The organism is Streptomyces sp. NPDC057438 (genome assembly GCF_042802995.1).
Lineage (GTDB): Bacteria > Actinomycetota > Actinomycetes > Streptomycetales > Streptomycetaceae > Streptomyces.
On the sequence record NZ_JBHVDD010000004.1, the window covers coordinates 131,725 to 147,088 of the forward strand.

The 15,364-nt window shown below is 72.9% G+C and carries 12 protein-coding genes; 7 read left to right on the plus strand and 5 right to left on the minus strand.

Features of this window, described 5'->3' with window-relative positions:
• Positions 1-37 precede the first annotated feature (37 nt).
• The gene (locus tag ACFU5F_RS04755; RefSeq protein WP_383881904.1) at positions 38-685 is read right to left on the minus strand and encodes an NADPH-dependent FMN reductase; all 648 of its coding nucleotides are present in this window, start codon (positions 683-685) and stop codon (positions 38-40) included.
• Between the two features lie 310 nt (positions 686-995).
• On the opposite strand from ACFU5F_RS04755, the gene ACFU5F_RS04760 reads away from it, so the two are divergent.
• Both ACFU5F_RS04760 and ACFU5F_RS04765 read left to right on the plus strand, forming a co-directional pair.
• Positions 996-1,526 (plus strand): hypothetical protein, encoded by a 531-nt coding sequence (locus ACFU5F_RS04760; protein ID WP_383881907.1) that lies wholly within the window; start codon positions 996-998, stop codon positions 1,524-1,526.
• A 154-nt stretch (positions 1,527-1,680) separates the two neighbouring features.
• Positions 1,681-2,355, plus strand: coding sequence for a class F sortase (locus ACFU5F_RS04765; RefSeq protein WP_383881910.1), 675 nt, complete (start codon positions 1,681-1,683; stop codon positions 2,353-2,355).
• A 36-nt stretch (positions 2,356-2,391) separates the two neighbouring features.
• Here ACFU5F_RS04765 and ACFU5F_RS04770 read toward each other — a convergent pair whose 3' ends face one another.
• Positions 2,392-3,180 carry a sulfite exporter TauE/SafE family protein gene (locus ACFU5F_RS04770; protein ID WP_383881913.1) on the minus strand — a complete coding sequence of 263 codons (789 nt, stop codon included), beginning with the start codon at positions 3,178-3,180 and terminating at the stop codon, positions 2,392-2,394.
• Positions 3,181-3,542: 362 nt separating this feature from the next.
• On the opposite strand from ACFU5F_RS04770, the gene ACFU5F_RS04775 reads away from it, so the two are divergent.
• From ACFU5F_RS04775 to nirD, 3 genes are read left to right on the plus strand one after another with little or no spacing between them, the layout of a single operon-like run.
• Complete coding sequence (locus ACFU5F_RS04775; protein ID WP_383881916.1) at positions 3,543-4,769, plus strand: NAD(P)/FAD-dependent oxidoreductase; 1,227 nt, start codon at positions 3,543-3,545, stop codon at positions 4,767-4,769.
• On the plus strand, positions 4,770-7,373 hold the full coding sequence (nirB, locus tag ACFU5F_RS04780; RefSeq protein ID WP_383881919.1) for a nitrite reductase large subunit NirB: 2,604 nt from the start codon (positions 4,770-4,772) through the stop codon (positions 7,371-7,373).
• The gene (gene nirD / locus ACFU5F_RS04785; RefSeq protein WP_383881921.1) at positions 7,370-7,720 is read left to right on the plus strand and encodes a nitrite reductase small subunit NirD; all 351 of its coding nucleotides are present in this window, start codon (positions 7,370-7,372) and stop codon (positions 7,718-7,720) included. The genes nirB and nirD overlap by 4 nt, the downstream gene beginning before the upstream one ends.
• Positions 7,721-7,738: 18 nt before the next feature.
• On the opposite strand, the gene ACFU5F_RS04790 is transcribed toward nirD, so the two are convergent.
• The 3 genes from ACFU5F_RS04790 to ACFU5F_RS04800 all read right to left on the minus strand — a co-directional run bounded on the left by ACFU5F_RS04790 (position 7,739) and on the right by ACFU5F_RS04800 (position 11,409).
• On the minus strand, positions 7,739-8,671 hold the full coding sequence (locus tag ACFU5F_RS04790; protein ID WP_383881925.1) for an oxidoreductase: 933 nt from the start codon (positions 8,669-8,671) through the stop codon (positions 7,739-7,741).
• Positions 8,672-8,956: 285 nt separating this feature from the next.
• Complete coding sequence (locus tag ACFU5F_RS04795; RefSeq protein WP_383881928.1) at positions 8,957-10,771, minus strand: SulP family inorganic anion transporter; 1,815 nt, start codon at positions 10,769-10,771, stop codon at positions 8,957-8,959.
• A complete protein-coding gene (locus tag ACFU5F_RS04800) occupies positions 10,768-11,409 on the minus strand; it encodes a carbonic anhydrase (RefSeq protein WP_383881932.1) in 642 nt (213 codons plus the stop codon). Before ACFU5F_RS04800 ends, ACFU5F_RS04795 begins: the two co-directional genes overlap by 4 nt.
• A 274-nt stretch (positions 11,410-11,683) precedes the next feature.
• Between ACFU5F_RS04800 and ACFU5F_RS04805 the strand changes: the two genes are divergently transcribed.
• The gene (locus tag ACFU5F_RS04805) at positions 11,684-13,342 is read left to right on the plus strand and encodes a winged helix-turn-helix domain-containing protein (RefSeq protein WP_383881935.1); all 1,659 of its coding nucleotides are present in this window, start codon (positions 11,684-11,686) and stop codon (positions 13,340-13,342) included.
• Positions 13,339-15,006 (plus strand): sensor histidine kinase, encoded by a 1,668-nt coding sequence (locus ACFU5F_RS04810; RefSeq protein WP_383881938.1) that lies wholly within the window; start codon positions 13,339-13,341, stop codon positions 15,004-15,006. The genes ACFU5F_RS04805 and ACFU5F_RS04810 overlap by 4 nt, the downstream gene beginning before the upstream one ends.
• The last annotated feature ends 358 nt before the right edge of the window (positions 15,007-15,364 follow it).

The following is a 15,364-nucleotide window of genomic DNA, read 5'->3' on the forward strand; positions in this document are numbered from 1 at the left end:
ACCGCCCCGCTCCGCTTCTCAGGCCGGCCCCGCCGCCTCAACCCCCGTACGGTCGCCGCTCCTTCGCCTCGCGGAGGGCTTGGGCCCACCAGGCGAGCTGGTCCAGCATCACCCGGGCCGCGGAGTTCGGTGCGGACGGGGCCTTGAGGTGGCCGGTCTCGTCGAAGGCGGCGTGGGCCTGGTGGAAGGAGACCGTGTCGCGGACGGTGACGGCGTGGAGTTCGGCGAAGACCTGCCGGAGGTGCTCGGCCGCGCGGAGACCCCCTGACACACCGCCGTAGGAGACGAGCGCGACCGGCTTGGCGCGCCATTCGTGGAAGTGCCAGTCGATGAGGTTCTTGAGGGCCGCCGGATAGGAGTGGTTGTACTCGGGCGTCAGCACGATGAACGCGTCCGCCGCCGCCAGCTTCGGCGTGATCCCGGCCAGCCGCGCCGTGCTCTCGGGGGTCGTCGCGAAAGTCGTCGGCAGGTCGGCATCGGCGACGTCCACCACCTCGACCTCGAAGCCGTCGTGCTGCCGCACCCTGCCCAGCAGCCACTCGGCGATCACCGGGCCGAAGCGGCCGGTGCGGTTGCTGCCGATGAGCAGCGTCACCCGGACCGGGGTGGCGGAGGAGCCGACGGGCGCGATGTCCGTGGCCGAGGCAAGCGTCGTGTCGGTCGTTGTGTCCGTTGGGGTCTGCATGAGGAACACCCTCGTACCTCGACTTTGCTTGAGGTCAAGCCCTCGCCGTCCCCCCGGCCCACCGACCCGTCGAAGCCGCGCACGCCACCCTCGGTCACCCGTTCACACCCCCGGCCGCCTTCTCATCGCGTTCTTCTCAGCAGCACACCCACCCCACCGCGGTGACCAGCCCAAATGCCTCTCCACCCGCCCTCCCCCCGAACCCTCCTGACACCCGTTCACATCATTTCTGACGGTCCATCAGCAAGCGCGCCGGCCGGTGTGCCACTTACCTCAAGGGGAACGGAGGACTCTCGGAGGAGCCAGCACGATGCGACGTACCGCCCGGCCGCTGACCGCAACCGCGCTCGCCGTCGCCCTCGCGGCCCTGGCCGCGGCACCCGCGTACGGCGGTGAGGGCTCCGGGCGGCTCGACGTCTCGCCGGCCGGTGCCGTCCCCGGCGACGAGATCACCGTCCGTACGACAGCCTGCGGAGCGGACGGTACGGCGACCGGCGACGCCGGAGCGGTCGGCGCCGGGCCCTTCTCGCTGACGTCCCGCGGCGGGCCGCGGCGGCTCGACGGGCGGTTCGAGGTACCGCCGAGCGCGCAGCCGGGGACGTACGAGATCGTCGCGACCTGCGCAGGCGGTGGCCGTCGGGTCACCGGCGACCTGGTGGTCTCGCTCACCGGCACGCGCACCGTGCCGCCGGCGTATCCGAGGGGAAGTGTGAAGACGGGGGTCGGTGGCGCACTCGGTCCCGACCCCGTGCAGACCGCGGCGGGCGTGGCGGCTCTGGCCGTCGCCGCCGCGGGCGGTACCTGGCTCCTGCATCGCCGGGCGAGAGGCGACGGGATCTGACGGACACCCTCCGCCGTCCGTCCGCCGGTACCGCAGCCCCCTCCCCTCCGGGTCCGATGCCCCTCGGCCCGGAGGGGAGGAACAAGGGCCCGTCCCGCGAGGGAGGAACAGGGGCCCGTCCCGAACGCCCGCACGGCCGTGAGGAGGTGTCCTCGTGCGACGGCTCCCCGACTCAGCGATAGCCGGGGTCACCGTGGTGGCCCTCTTCTGCGGCGCGTGGCTGGTGCGCGGCGGCACCGCCTCGCACCCGCCTCCCCAGCCGTCCGCGGCGCAGGCCCATCCCCGGCCCGGTACGGCGACTGCTTCGGGGGAGCCCGGGAGTGCGCCGGGAACCCCGGGGGCCGACGGGCCGGGGGCCGTCCCACTGCCGCCCTCCCCTCCCGACCGCATCCGTATCCCTTCCCTCCGCGTGGACGCGCCGCTGATGGGGCTCGGCCTCACGCCGGCCGGCAGCCTGGACGTGCCGCCCGCCACGCGGGAGAACCTCGCGGGCTGGTACGAGGCCGGGACCAGCCCGGGTGAGCGGGGCACCGCGATCGTCGCGGGGCACGTGGACAACGCCGACGGTCCCGCCGTCTTCTTCCGCCTCGGCGCACTGCGGCGGGGCGCCACGGTCGAGGTGGACCGGCGGGACGGCGGTGTCGCCGTGTTCACGGTGGACGCGGTGGAGGTGTACGACGCACGGGACTTCCCCGACGCGAAGGTGTACGGGGCGGCGACGAGGCCGGAGTTGCGGGTCATCACCTGCGGCGGGGGATACTCGCGCGCCACCGGCTACCGGGGGAACGTGGTCGTCTTCGCCCACCTCACGGGCAGCCGGCCCGGCTGATCACCGGCACGGCGCTCGGCGCCCAGCGCGCGCCGCTCAGGCCACCCACTGCTCGTACGCCATCTTCGCCACCAGCGTGAACACCACCGTCAGCAGGACGACCCGGACGAAACCGCTGCCCTTCTTGAGGGCGGTGCGGGCGCCGACGGTGCCGCCGACGAGGTTGAAGACCGCCATCAGGGCCGCCAGCTGCCAGTACACCGTGCCCTTCCAGGCGAACATGGCGAGGGCGCCCGCGTTGGTGCAACAGTTGACGATCTTCGCGGTGGCGGAGGCGGTGACCAGGTCGAGGTGGAGCAGGGCGGTCAGGGCGAGGACCAGGAACGTGCCGGTGCCCGGGCCGACGAGACCGTCGTAGAAGCCGACGCCGACGCCCGCGAGACCGATCGCCGCGAGGACGCGCCGCGCGGAGACGGGGCCCGTGGCGGGGGCCGTCGTACCGAAGGAGGGGCGCAGGATCACGAACGCGCCGACGGCGAGCAGGACGACCATGACGACCGGCTTCAGGACCTCGGTGCTCAGACCGGCGGCCACGAAGGCGCCGGCCGTCGAGCCCGCCAGCGCGGCCAGGCCGATCCGTACGGCGATCCGCACGTCGACGGGCGTGCGGCGGGCGTAGGTGACGGCCGCGCCCGTGGTGCCGACGATGGCGACCGCCTTGTTGGTGCCGAGCGCGTACTGCGCGGCCGAGGCGCCGTTCGGCAGACCCAGGAGGAGGGCGGGCAGGAGCAGCAGCCCGCCGCCGCCCACCACGGCGTCGATCCAGCCGGCCGCGAGGGCCGCGAGGCAGAGGACTACGACCATGGTCAGCGATATGTCGGGCACGGACGCGACCCTACGTGGTCCGATAGGTGTGCCGTCCATCGACCTGAGGAGGTTCTGAGGTTCGGCGCCCGGCCTCCTCCCGGCAGGCCCCCGGATGTGTCGCCGTGACGCCCGTCCGACGTGACCTACGGCACCGGACCTCGGCGCGCCCCTGTCTCCCGGTGTTCCGTCCACCGCTCCCGTATACGCCCGCCAGGAGCCCGTATCGGCAGGTCAGCAGCGTGATCCCGGGTGTCCTCACACCCCACCCCGTCCTTCCGGAAACCCCTCACACTCCGCTCGGGGGCACGGGGAGGGCAGCGTTCCTCGTGGGAAACAGACGCGATGCGGCCGGGTAACACCGGCACCGCAGGCTCAAGGACATGACCTCGAATGAGCGTGTGGTGGTGATCGGCTCCGGCCTCGCGGGTGTACGTCTCGCCCGGCGGCTCGGAGAGCTGGGCATGCCCGCCACGCTGGTCGGCGAGGAGGAGCACACACCGTACAACCGGGTGCTGCTCGCCGAGGTGCTGGCCGGGCGGTACGCCCCCGAGGTCATCGCGCTGCCCGCCCCCGCCGGGCCCACGCGGACGGTGAACGGCCGGGTGGTCCGCATCGACCGCGAGATGCGAGCCGTACATCTCGCGGACGGTACGGAGATCGCGTACGACAGGCTGGTCCTCGCGACCGGCTCCAACCCGGTGCTGCCGCCGCTGCGCGGCCTCTGGGACCCGGAGCGGCACGAGTTCCCGGACGGGGTGCACGCCTTCCGGACCATGGACGACTGCCTGCGGCTGTCCGAGTCCGTGCGGCCGGGGGCGCGCGCCGTCGTCATCGGGGGCGGGCTCCTCGGAGTGTCCGCCGCCCGCGCGCTCGCCCTGCGCGGCGCCCAGGTCGTCCTCGCCCAGCAGGGCGAGCGGCTGATGGAACGTCAGCTCGACCCGTCCGCCTCGAAGCTGGTCCGCCGCCACCTCACCGACCTCGGGGTGGAGGTGCACACGGAGACGCGTGTCCGGGCCGTGCGCAGCGTCGGCGGGACCGTGCGGTCGGTGTCGATGGCCGACGGCTACACGCTCGACGCGGACCTGGTCGTCATCGCCTGCGGGGTCCACCCCCGGGTGGGTCTCGCCCAGGAGGCGGGGCTCGCCGTGCACAAGGGTGTCATCGTCGACGAGGAGCTGCGCAGCTCCGACCCGCACATCCACGCGATCGGCGACTGCGCCCAGTTCGAGGGCACGGTGTACGGGCTCGCCACCCCGGCGCTCGAACAGGCGGACGTCCTGGCCGAGTTGCTGGCCGGAGACGTCGCGTCCCGCTACACCGGCACCCGCGCCCTGACCCGGCTGACGCTCGCCGGAGCGGACTTCCTCGACCTCGCCGCATTCGGCGAGCCCGAGCCGCTGCCGGGTGACGACGTCATCCAGCTCGCCGACGCCACGCGCGGCACCTACCGCAAGGTCGTCGTCCGCGACGACCGCCTGGTCGGCGGGGTGCTCGTCGGCGAACTCGGCACCGTGGGCGCGCTCGCCCGCGCCTGGGAGGGAGCGGAGCCGCTCCCCGCAGACGGCGCTCCCCTGCTCCACCTGCTCACCAACGATGGAGGCTCCTGAATGTCCGCCACCCTGGGGCCCACCCCCACGATCGTGCTCGTCGGCCACGGCATGGTCGGCCAGCGCTTCCTGGAGGCGCTCGCCGAGCGCGGCCTGACCGCCACGCACCGCGTGGTCGTGCTGTGCGAGGAGCCGCGCCCGGCGTACGACCGCGTGGCGCTCACCTCGTACTTCGCGGGCAAGACGCCCGAGGACCTGTCGATGACCGACATGGCGTTCATCGAGACCCACGGTATCGAGCTGTTCGTCGGTGACCCGGCCGAGACGGTCGACCGTGAGGGGAAGAAGGTCACCGCGCGCTCCGGGCAGGTCTTCGAGTACGACATCCTCGTCCTCGCCACCGGCTCCTTCCCCTTCGTCCCGCCCGTCCCCAACAAGGACGCCACCGGCTGCTTCGTCTACCGCACCATCGAGGACCTGCTCGCGATCGAGGAGTACGCGAAGACGGCCGAGACCGGTGCCGTGGTCGGCGGCGGCCTGCTCGGCCTGGAGGCCGCCGGCGCGCTGAAGGGTCTCGGCCTCACCTCCCACATCGTGGAGTTCGCGCCCCGGCTGATGCCCGTGCAGGTGGACGACGGCGGTGGCGCCGCGCTGCTGCGCACGATCGAGAACATGGGCCTGAGCGTGCACACCGGCGTCGGCACGCAGGAGATCGTGGTCGACGCGCAGGGTGCCGTCACCGGGATGAAGCTGTCCGACGGCAGCGAACTCGCCACCGACATGGTCGTGTTCAGCGCCGGTGTCCGCCCCCGCGACCAGCTCGCCCGCGACTGCGGTCTGACGGTCGGCGAGCGCGGCGGCATCAGCGTCGACGAGCAGTGCCGGACCGTGAGCGACCCGCACGTGTTCGCGATCGGCGAGTGCGCGCTGGCCGCCGACGGCCGGGTGTACGGCCTGGTGGCCCCCGGTTACGAGCAGGCCGAGACGGCCGCGGCCACCATCGCGGCGGACGAGGCCGCGTTCACGGGTGCCGACCTGTCCACCAAGCTGAAGCTCCTCGGCGTGGACGTCGCCTCCTTCGGTGACGCGCACGGCACGAGCGCCGACTGCCTGGACGTCGTGTACTCCGACTCCCGCTCGGGCGTCTACAAGAAGCTGGTCATCGGCCGGGGCGGCGAGCTGCTCGGCGGCATCCTGGTCGGCGACGCGGAGGCGTACGGCACGCTGAAGGCCTTCACCGGGTCCGTCCCGCCGGTCTCGCCCGAGTCGCTGGTGCTGCCCGCCGGCGCCGGGGAGTCCGTGCAGCTCGGCCCGACCGCGCTGCCCGACGACGCGATCATCTGCTCCTGCAACAACGTCCGCAAGGGCACGATCCGCGACGCGGTCACCGAGCACAAGTGCACCACCGTGCCCGAGGTGAAGAAGTGCACCAAGGCCGGTACGACCTGCGGCAGTTGCGTCAAGGTCCTCGGCCAGCTGGTCACCGCCGAGCTGGAGGCGTCCGGCGTCGTCGTCGACAAGGGCCTGTGCGGCTGCTTCTCGCAGACCCGCGAGGAGCTGTACGAGATCGTCCTCGCTCTGCGCATCAACACCTACCAGCAGCTGCTGGACCGCTACGGCCGCGACGAGGCGCGGGGCGGCGACGGCTGCGAGGTCTGCAAGCCCACGGTCGGTTCGATCATCGCCTCCCTCGCCCCGACGATCGGCGCCAGCAGCTACGTCCTGGAGGGCGAGCAGGCGGCCCTGCAGGACAGCAACGACCACTTCCTGGCCAACCTCCAGAAGAACGGCTCGTACTCCGTCGTCCCGCGCATCCCCGGCGGTGAGATCACTCCCGAAGGCCTGATCGTGATCGGGGAGATCGCCCGCGACTTCGGCCTCTACACGAAGATCACGGGTGGTCAGCGGATCGACATGTTCGGTGCGCGTGTCGAGCAACTGCCCGTCATCTGGACCCGGTTGGTGGATGCCGGCTTCGAGTCCGGCCACGCCTACGGCAAGTCCCTGCGCACGGTGAAGTCCTGTGTCGGACAGACCTGGTGCCGCTACGGCGTCCAGGACTCGGTCCGCATGGCGATCGACCTGGAGCTGCGCTACCGGGGCCTCAGGTCCCCGCACAAGCTCAAGTCGGCGGTCTCCGGGTGCGCCCGCGAGTGCGCCGAGGCCCAGTCGAAGGACTTCGGCATCATCGCGACCTCCGGCGGCTGGAACCTGTACGTCGGCGGGAACGGCGGCGCCACCCCCCGCCACGCCGACCTCCTGGCCCAGGACCTCGACGACGCCCAGCTGATCCGGCTGATCGACCGGTTCCTGATGTTCTACATCCGCACCGCGGACCGCCTGGAGCGCACCTCGACCTGGCTGGAGCGGATCCCCGGCGGCCTGGACCACGTGCGGGACGTGGTCGTGGAGGACTCCCTCGGCATCTGCGAGGAGCTGGAGTCCCTGATGGCCGACCACGTCTCGGCCTACGCCGACGAGTGGGCCTCCACCATCAACGACCCCGAGAAGCTCGCCCGGTTCGTGTCCTTCGTCAACGCCCCGGACACCCCGGACCCGGTCGTCGGCTTCGTCCCCGAGCGCGACCAGATCAAGCCCGACCTGCCGCTGCTGTCCATCGGCCTGCGGCCCGCCGATGTCCTGGAAGGAAGCGCCCAGCGATGACGATCGCCCCCGAGAAGACCGATGTGAAGGTCCAGCTGCGGCTGGCGGACGGCTGGTTCACGGTCTGCGACCTGACCCTGCTGACCCCGGGCCGCGGCGTGGCCGCCCTGCTCCCCGACGGCAGCCAGGCCGCGCTGTTCCTCGACCGCGCGGGCAGGCTGTACGCCATCGACAACCGGGACCCCTTCGGCGGTGCCGCCGTCCTCTCCCGGGGTCTCACCGGCAGCCACCAGGGCCGCCCGTTCGTGGCCTCACCGCTCCTGAAGCAGCGCTTCGACCTGGCGAACGGGCAGTGCCTGGACGACGAGGCGGTACGGATCACGGCGTACGAGGTGCGCGCCGCGTAGGCCGGACCTCACCGCCCGTCACGCCTTCAACTCCGAGCACCTGACCCCGGTCAGGTGCTCGGAGGCGGTCCAGAGGCGTTCGCCCGCCCGGTCGTCGAGGGTCCAGGGCGCCCGGGGCGACGGACGCGGGGCGCCCCACATCCCGAAGGCCGGGCCGATGAAGGAGTCGGGGCGTACGGCGGGGGCGGTCGCCGCGTACAGCGTGGGCAGGGCGCCTCCTTCGGGGGTCTGGGCGAAGAAGCGGTTGCCGACGCGCATGAAGCGTTCGACCCCCTTGCGGCCCTCGGTGCTCGGCCCGGCCGTCTGGAGGTTGGTGGACGCGTACCCGGGGTGCGCGGCGGCGGCGACGACCTCCGAGCCGTTCCTCGCCAGTCGCCGGGCCAGCTCGTGGGTGAAGAGCAGGTTGGCGGCCTTGGAGCGACCGTATGCGAGCCAACGGCCGTACTTGCGCTCGGTGTTGAGATCGTCGATGTCGATGTTCGCCCGTAGGTGCATCAAGCTGGAGACGGTCACGACGCGGGCGCCGGGTGTGGCGAGGAGCATCGGCAGCAGCAGGCCGGTGAGCGCGAAGTGGCCGAGGTGGTTGGTGCCGAACTGCGTCTCGAAGCAGTCTGCCGTGCGGCCCTCGGCGACGGCCATCACGCCCGCGTTGTTGATGAGCAGATCCAGACGGTCGCCGGCGCGTGCGTAGGTCTGCGCGAAGTCCCGTACGGAGCTGAGGTCTCCGAGGTCGAGCCGGATCAACTCCACGCTGCCGTCCGGGACTTCGGCGGTCATCCGCTCCAGTGCGGCGGCGCCGCGTTGTTCGCTGCGGCAGGCGAGGACGACATGGGCGCCGCGGCGGGCGAGTTCGCGGGCGGCGACGTATCCGATGCCGCTGTTGGCGCCGGTGACCACCGCGGTGCGGCCCCGCTGATCGGGAATGCCGTGCACGTTCCAGCCGCCGGTCATGGCGCCACCTTCCCGAAGCGGTCCTGATCGCGTTCCAGCGTAGTCTCGCCGAGGGGGTTGCGGGAGGGGCCGGTGTTGGGCGCGGGTGGGGTGTTGGGCGCGGGTGGGTGGGGCTTCTCGCGCAGTTCCCCGCGCCCCTGAGAAGCAGGGCTGCGCCCCGTGCTTTCAGGCCCGTGGGGGCCGTTGGCTTTCAGGCCCGTGGGGCCGTGTCTTTCGGCCCGCAGGGCCTGGGCTTCCAGGGGCGCGGGGAACTGGGCGACCAGCCCCCACGGACCCGCAGCCGTCCTACGAGCCCGGCCGTCCCAGTGGTCGGGTGTCCAGATAGAACCACTCGGCGTCGGGGCCGGGCCCCGAGCCGGGGCCGGGCGGCATCGGCCCGGTGCCCCCCACCGCCGCCGAACCGACCGTCGCGTAGTCCCACACTCCCGACGGGTCCACCTCCACATCGGGCACCCGCTCGGCCGCCGCAGGCACCCCCGCGGAGAGGTCCGGCATGAGCAGCTCCACCCGCACCCCCGCACCCCGCTGCTGGGCCACGAACTCCTCGACCTGGCTGCGGCACGCGTGGTCGAGGTGGGTCACCCCGAGCAGGTCGAGCCGGATGCGCGGCTTGCCGGAGGCCGCCGCGCCCTCCAGCGCGTCGATCAGCTTCGGCAGCCGCAGGAACGTCGCGTTGCCCGCCATCACGACCTTCGCCGTGTCGTCCTCGATGTGCTGCCGGACGACGGTCTGCGACATGCGCAGCGCGGCCAGCACCACACCCGCCGCCAGCCCGAACAGCACCCCTTCGAGCAGCGCGGTCGCCGTGATGACCAGGGTCGTCAGCGTCATCACCGCGAACTCGCCCCGGTCCTGCCGCCACATCTTCGGGAACTCGTCCGGCGCGAACAGTTTCCACCCGCTGTGCACCAGGACTCCCGCGAGCACCGAGATCGGGATCAGCGCCAGCACCTGCGGCAGGAGCAGCGCGAAGGCGAGCAGCCACAGACCGTGCAGGGTCCGGGAGAGCCGGGTCTTGGCTCCGGCCTGCACGTTCGCCGAACTGCGCGCGACGACCGCGGTGACGGGCAGCGCGCCCAGCAGGCCGGCGATCGTGTTGCCCGCGCCCTGCGCGACCAGCTCGGTGTTGTAGCGGGTGCGCGGGCCGTTGTGCATGCGGTCCACGGCAGCGGCGGTGAACAGGCTCTCCGCCGACGCGATCACGGTGAACGTGAGGATCGCCGTGATGACCCCGGCACTGGCCAGTCCGGACAGCTGCTCCGGCCCCGGCACGTCCACGGACGCCAGCAGATTGCCGACCTGGAGCGTTTTCACCTCGACGCCCGGCAGGGCGGCGACCGCGATCCCGATCCCGACGGCCACGAGCGCGGCCGGCACCTTCCTGACCGGCCCCGGCACCTGCTTCCACACGAAGCTCAGCACGATCGTGACGACCCCGAGCCCGGCGGCGACGAGAGCCTGCGGGTCGGTGACGGTGTCGGCGATCAGTCCGGGGACGCCGGCCATGTTCTCCAGAGGGGTGCCCGGCGCCTTGGCGTCGGACATCGGGTACAGCTGGCTGAACATCAGCGGCAGACCGATGCCGGCGAGCATGCCCTGGACGACGGCGAGGGAGATCGCCTGGAACATCCGGCCCAGTTTCACCAGGCCCAGCACGATCTGGAGGATGCCGGAGAAGAGGACGATCACGCCGAGCATCGCGACGCCGAACTCCATGACCGTCTCCGCCACGAGGGCCGCGAGACCGGCCGCCGGCCCGCTGACCTGGAGCGTGCTGCCCCGTACCGCGCCGACCACCAGACCGCCGATCACGCCGGAGATGATCCCCAGCTCGGCCGGCACGCCGGAGGCCACGGCCACACCGATACAGAGCGGCAGCGCCACCAGGAACACGACGAGGGACGCGGTGATCTCCGTACCCAGGTCGATACGGCCACGAGGGGGCGCGGCGCGGTCGGCCGGGGGGCCGTCAGGCTTCGGCGGGACGGCACTGAACTCCTTGCTGAACTCCTTGCTGAACTCCCTTCCGGCGCCGGACTCCTGCCCGTCGAAGGCCCCTCGGGGGCCCGCGCCGTGGCGGCGGCCGTGCGCGCCACTCATGAGTCGTGCACCTGGAAGTCCCCGTGGGCATCCAGTTCGTGGACCCTGCCGGTGTCGATCTCGTAGTACCAGCCGTGCAACCGGAGGCGTCCGGCGTCCAGTTGCCGCCGCGCGCCCGGATAGCCACGCAGGACGGCGAGCTGGTTGCGGATGTTGAGCTGAACGACCTCGCGCAGGGCGGGGTCCTCGGACGACGAGGTGGACTCCGGGCCGCTGCCGGCACCGCGTTCCCCGAGGACCGGTTCGAGCGCGGGCCGGGCGTGGTCGAGCCAGGCGTCCACGCTGGGCAGGCCGGACAGGTCGGCGCCGTACGTCAGCGCGCCCATCGCGCCGCAGTGGGAATGGCCACACACCACGATGTCCTGAACGCCGAGCGCCTCCAGCGCGTACTCGATGGTGGCGGCCTCACCGGAGGCGGCCCCGTACGCGTCGTGCGGCGGCACGATGTTGCCGGCGTTTCGCAGCTCGAATATCTCGCCGGGCCGCGCCCCGGTGATCAGGGCGGGAATCACCCGCGAGTCCGAGCAGGTAATGAACAGCGCCTCCGGAAATTGCCCGACGGCGAGTTTCCGGTATTCGTCGCTCTCGAAGTCAACCCGTCGACTGAACGACCGGGCGCGATCCAGCAACGCCTTCATCCTGCCTCCCTGAAGCGGTTCCGACCAGCACTTACGACCGTAGGGGGGCGATGACCAGAGAAAGGTTAAGCGAACACTAAAACGCCGCCAGGTTTTCCACAGATTTCGGCCACACACCTCTTCTCCGCAGGTCGGGACGTCGAATGCGAGCAGTTTCTGAGGGTCATTTCACAATGCTTCGGATTCCTCGCACGTTCTTGTTCTGCTTCTTGTAGCGTGGCGCCCCACAGCACGGGTCCCGTGTTGTCCCGACTTTCTGGAGAGACAGGCGGCCATGGGCGTACGAGTGCTGCTCATCGAGGACGACGAGACGATCGCCGAGCCGCTCGCCGACGGGCTGCGGCACTTCGGCCTGACGGTCCACCACGTGGCCACCGGCGCGGACGGGTTGAGAGGTCCGTACGGCGATGTCGTCCTGCTGGACCTCGGCCTGCCCGACATGGACGGCATCGACGTCTGCCGCGGCATCCGCCGCACCTCCGACGTCCCCCTCATCATCCTCAGCGCGCGCGGCGAGGAGGCCGACCGCGTCCTGGGCCTGGAGCTCGGCGCCGACGACTACCTGGCGAAACCATTCAGCATCCGCGAACTGGTCGCCCGTATCCGGGCGGTGTCACGCCGTCACCAGCGACCGGGAAGCGGTACCGCGCCCGACGTGGTCGCCGGGGTCGTGGTGGCCGAAGCGGGCGTGGACACGGGGACGACCGAGGCGGGGACCGGGACGGCCGGGGCAGGGACGGGGACGGCCGGGGGCGGTCCCGGGGCGGGTACGAGGACGGGTGCGGGCATCGGTGCGGGCGCCGGTGCCGGTGCGGGCGCCGGTACGAGTGCCCATGCCGGTACGAGGGCCGGCGCCTGGGGCCGGTCCGGCGGCGGAGAGAGGTCCGGAGCCGGATTCGGAGCGGGTGCCGGGATCGGTTTCGGGGCGGAGAACGACTTCACCGCCCCGAGCACATTCGAGACACCGAACGGCTTCGCGGGAGGCGACGACGCACGTCGCGTCGGAGACGAGGGGCCGGATCAGGGCGCCGTCGGGGCTGCGGGCCGTGGGGACGGTCCCGGCGACCGGCGCGCGGGCCGCCACAGGGCGGGGGGTCTCGGCGCAGGGGCGCGTGGGGCGCAGTACGACTGGTCGGCGGCGTACGAGGCGCGGGCGCAGGAGGCGGAGGCGCCGGGGGAGGCAGCGCGCGGGACTTCGGACCGGGCCGGGTCGCCGACGTACGGAAGTCCTGCGTACGGGAGCCCTGCGTACGACAGCCCGGCTCACGAAGGTCCGGCGTACGGCGCGCCCGCCCACGGAGCCCCGCCCCACGGCTCCCCCGCCTTCCCGAACCCGCCGTACGGCACTCCGGCGCACGGCACTCCCACCCTCGGCAACCCCCTCTACGAGCCCCCCGTCCCCCAACCCCCCGCCTACGCGCCCTCCGTCCCCCATCCTCCCGCCTACGAACCGCCCATGTACGAACAGGCCCCGCCCGAACCGCGTCCCCCCTCCGGGCGAGCCGCCGACGACGAGGGCGGCTCGGCGCCGCCGCAGCCCGGTCCGCTGGTCGTGGACCGGCGGACCCGTCAGGTGTGGGTGGGCGAGGTGCCCGTCGCGCTGACGCCGAAGGAGTTCGAACTGCTGGCCCTGCTCACCGAGGACCCCGGCGCGGTGTACTCCCGGCAGCAGATCCTCAACCGCGTCTGGGACGATCACTACCAGGGCCCGACCAAGACACTGGACGTCCATGTCGCCACGCTGCGCCGGAAGTTGGGCGACCCGGCCTGGATCCAGACTCTGCGCGGGGTCGGCTTCCGGCTGGCCGTACGCACCCCCGGGCCGGCCTCGGGTCCGGGCCTGGGCAGGCCCCCCGGTCACGAGCAGGGGCCCGGCCGTGGGCGGGGCGCGGGCTCCGGGAGGCACCGCACCTCCGGGGCCAGGGCGTCATGACCCGACGCCTGCTGCTGAGCTACCTCAGCCTCGCCGCCCTGGTCCTGCTCTGCCTGGAGATCCCGCTCGGCTTCGTCTACTCGCGGGCCGAGCGCGAGCGGATCGTCAACTCGGCCAACGACGAGGCGGAGTCGGTGGCCGCGTACACCGCCCTCTCCCTCGCCGCCGGACGCCAGGACGAACTCGCCGAGCGGGCCAGGCACTGCGCCGAGCGCATCGGCGGGAAGGTCGTCATCGTCGGCGCGGACGGCAGGCTGCTGGCGTCCTCCCACGCGCTGTCCGACGACGAGGAGAAGACCCTTCCGTCCCAGCCCGAGATCTCCGCCGCGCTCCGCGGCCGCGCCACCACGGACGTCCGTACGACGACGACCGGCGGCGTCCACTACCTGGCCGTGGCGGCTCCGGTGGGCCACGCGACACCGGACACGGGCGCCGACCGGCGCGACGACCAAGGCGATGACCCCACCCCTGGCGCCGGCTCGGTCACCGTCGTCGACCCAGCCCCGAACCCGCCACGGACCCGTACCCAGAAGGCGGCCGCGCCCCCTGGCACGACCTCGACCGCCGCCGCGACGGCGGCAACCACCGGCACCGCGCAGGGCGCCGTACGCGTCACCCTCCCGACGACCATGGTGCACGCCCGGGTGTTCGCGGTCTGGCTGCTGCTGGTGCTGGCCGGACTCGCGGTGCTCACCGCGGTGGCCGCGGTGGCGTTCGCGTTCGCACGCTGGACGGGGCGCCCCATCCGGCAACTGGAGGAGGCCACGCACCGGCTGGCCGAGGGCGGTACGGCCACCTGCGTCGTGGTCACCTCGGGCCCGCCGGAGGTACGCAGCCTCGCGGCGGCCTTCAACACGACCGCGGCCCGCCTCGAACACCTGCTGGCCTCCCAGCGGGCGTTCGCCGGCGAGGCCTCGCACCAGCTGAAGACCCCGCTCGCGGCGCTCCGGCTCCGGCTGGAGAACCTGGAGCCGGACATCGCCCGCCGTGCCCGCCCCAGCCTCGACGCCGCCGTCACGGAGACGGACCGCCTGGCCCGGATGGTCGAGGGCCTGCTGGCGATGGCCCGTCTCGAGGAGGCGGCGGCCGTCCCGGCCCAGGTCGACCTGGGCGCGATCTGCGCGGAGCGGCACCGTACGTGGGGGCCGTTGTTCGAACGCGGCGGGGTCTCGCTGGTCCTCTTCGCCGGAGTGGTCGGCCCCGTGACGGCCGTCCCCGGCGCCGTGGAGCAGATCCTCGACAACCTCCTCTCCAACGCCCTGCGCGCCTCCCCCGCCCACAGCACGGTCACCATGGAGCTACGGCTCCACGTCCCCGCCCGCCGCACGCTGCGCGAGGCCCGGCCCCACTGGGTCGACCTCCATGTCACCGACGAGGGCCCCGGTATGACGCCCGAGCAGCGCGCCCGCGCGTTCGACCGCTTCTGGCGCGCCCCCGGCGCCCCCAAGGGCGGTACCGGTCTCGGTCTCTCCCTGGTCCAGCGCCTCGCGCACGCCAGCGGCGGGGAGGTGACACTGCGGGAGGCGGCCACGGGCGGGCTGGACGCCGTGGTGCGCCTTCCGTCGGCGGAGCCGCCCGGCCAGACCCCCGCCGCCGGCCATGGGCACGGGTGCGCAGGGCGGCCGGGGCAGCGCCGCCGAGAGGCACCGCCGCTGCCGGCCTGAGCACACCGCGCGCGCCACGCCCCGGTGTCCCCGTGTCAGATCCGTATGCCTCCGGGGAGCGCCGCCGTAGAGTCACGAGTTGTCCATGCTCTGTCAATCAGAGCGCCCTAAGGTCCATCAGCGCGCGACCCCGCCGCCGACCGGCAGGCGGACCGTTCGAGGTACCCCTTGGAGCGACAGTGGAACGTCGTACTCTCCTGCGCGCGGCCGTGCTCGGCGGCACGTCGGCCGCCTTCGGCGGAACCCTCTGGCGCGGCGCCGCGGACGCGGCGCCCCCCCCCCCCCGCGCCCGCCCCGACCGGGCGCGCCGGTGGGCCCCCCCCCACCGCCGCAGGCGCCCCACCCGCGGGAACACCCC

What these genes read in the sequence shown, in the direction of transcription:
- ACFU5F_RS04755 (WP_383881904.1), bottom strand. Translation starts at nt 685, where the DNA reads ATGCAGACCCCAACGGACACAACGACCGACACGACGCTTGCCTCGGCC.
- ACFU5F_RS04760 (WP_383881907.1), top strand. Translation starts at nt 996, where the DNA reads ATGCGACGTACCGCCCGGCCGCTGACCGCAACCGCGCTCGCCGTCGCC.
- ACFU5F_RS04775 (WP_383881916.1), top strand. Translation starts at nt 3,543, where the DNA reads ATGACCTCGAATGAGCGTGTGGTGGTGATCGGCTCCGGCCTCGCGGGT.
- nirB (WP_383881919.1), top strand. Translation starts at nt 4,770, where the DNA reads ATGTCCGCCACCCTGGGGCCCACCCCCACGATCGTGCTCGTCGGCCAC.
- nirD (WP_383881921.1), top strand. Translation starts at nt 7,370, where the DNA reads ATGACGATCGCCCCCGAGAAGACCGATGTGAAGGTCCAGCTGCGGCTG.
- ACFU5F_RS04790 (WP_383881925.1), bottom strand. Translation starts at nt 8,671, where the DNA reads ATGACCGGCGGCTGGAACGTGCACGGCATTCCCGATCAGCGGGGCCGC.
- ACFU5F_RS04795 (WP_383881928.1), bottom strand. Translation starts at nt 10,771, where the DNA reads ATGAGTGGCGCGCACGGCCGCCGCCACGGCGCGGGCCCCCGAGGGGCC.
- ACFU5F_RS04800 (WP_383881932.1), bottom strand. Translation starts at nt 11,409, where the DNA reads ATGAAGGCGTTGCTGGATCGCGCCCGGTCGTTCAGTCGACGGGTTGAC.
- ACFU5F_RS04805 (WP_383881935.1), top strand. Translation starts at nt 11,684, where the DNA reads ATGGGCGTACGAGTGCTGCTCATCGAGGACGACGAGACGATCGCCGAG.
- ACFU5F_RS04810 (WP_383881938.1), top strand. Translation starts at nt 13,339, where the DNA reads ATGACCCGACGCCTGCTGCTGAGCTACCTCAGCCTCGCCGCCCTGGTC.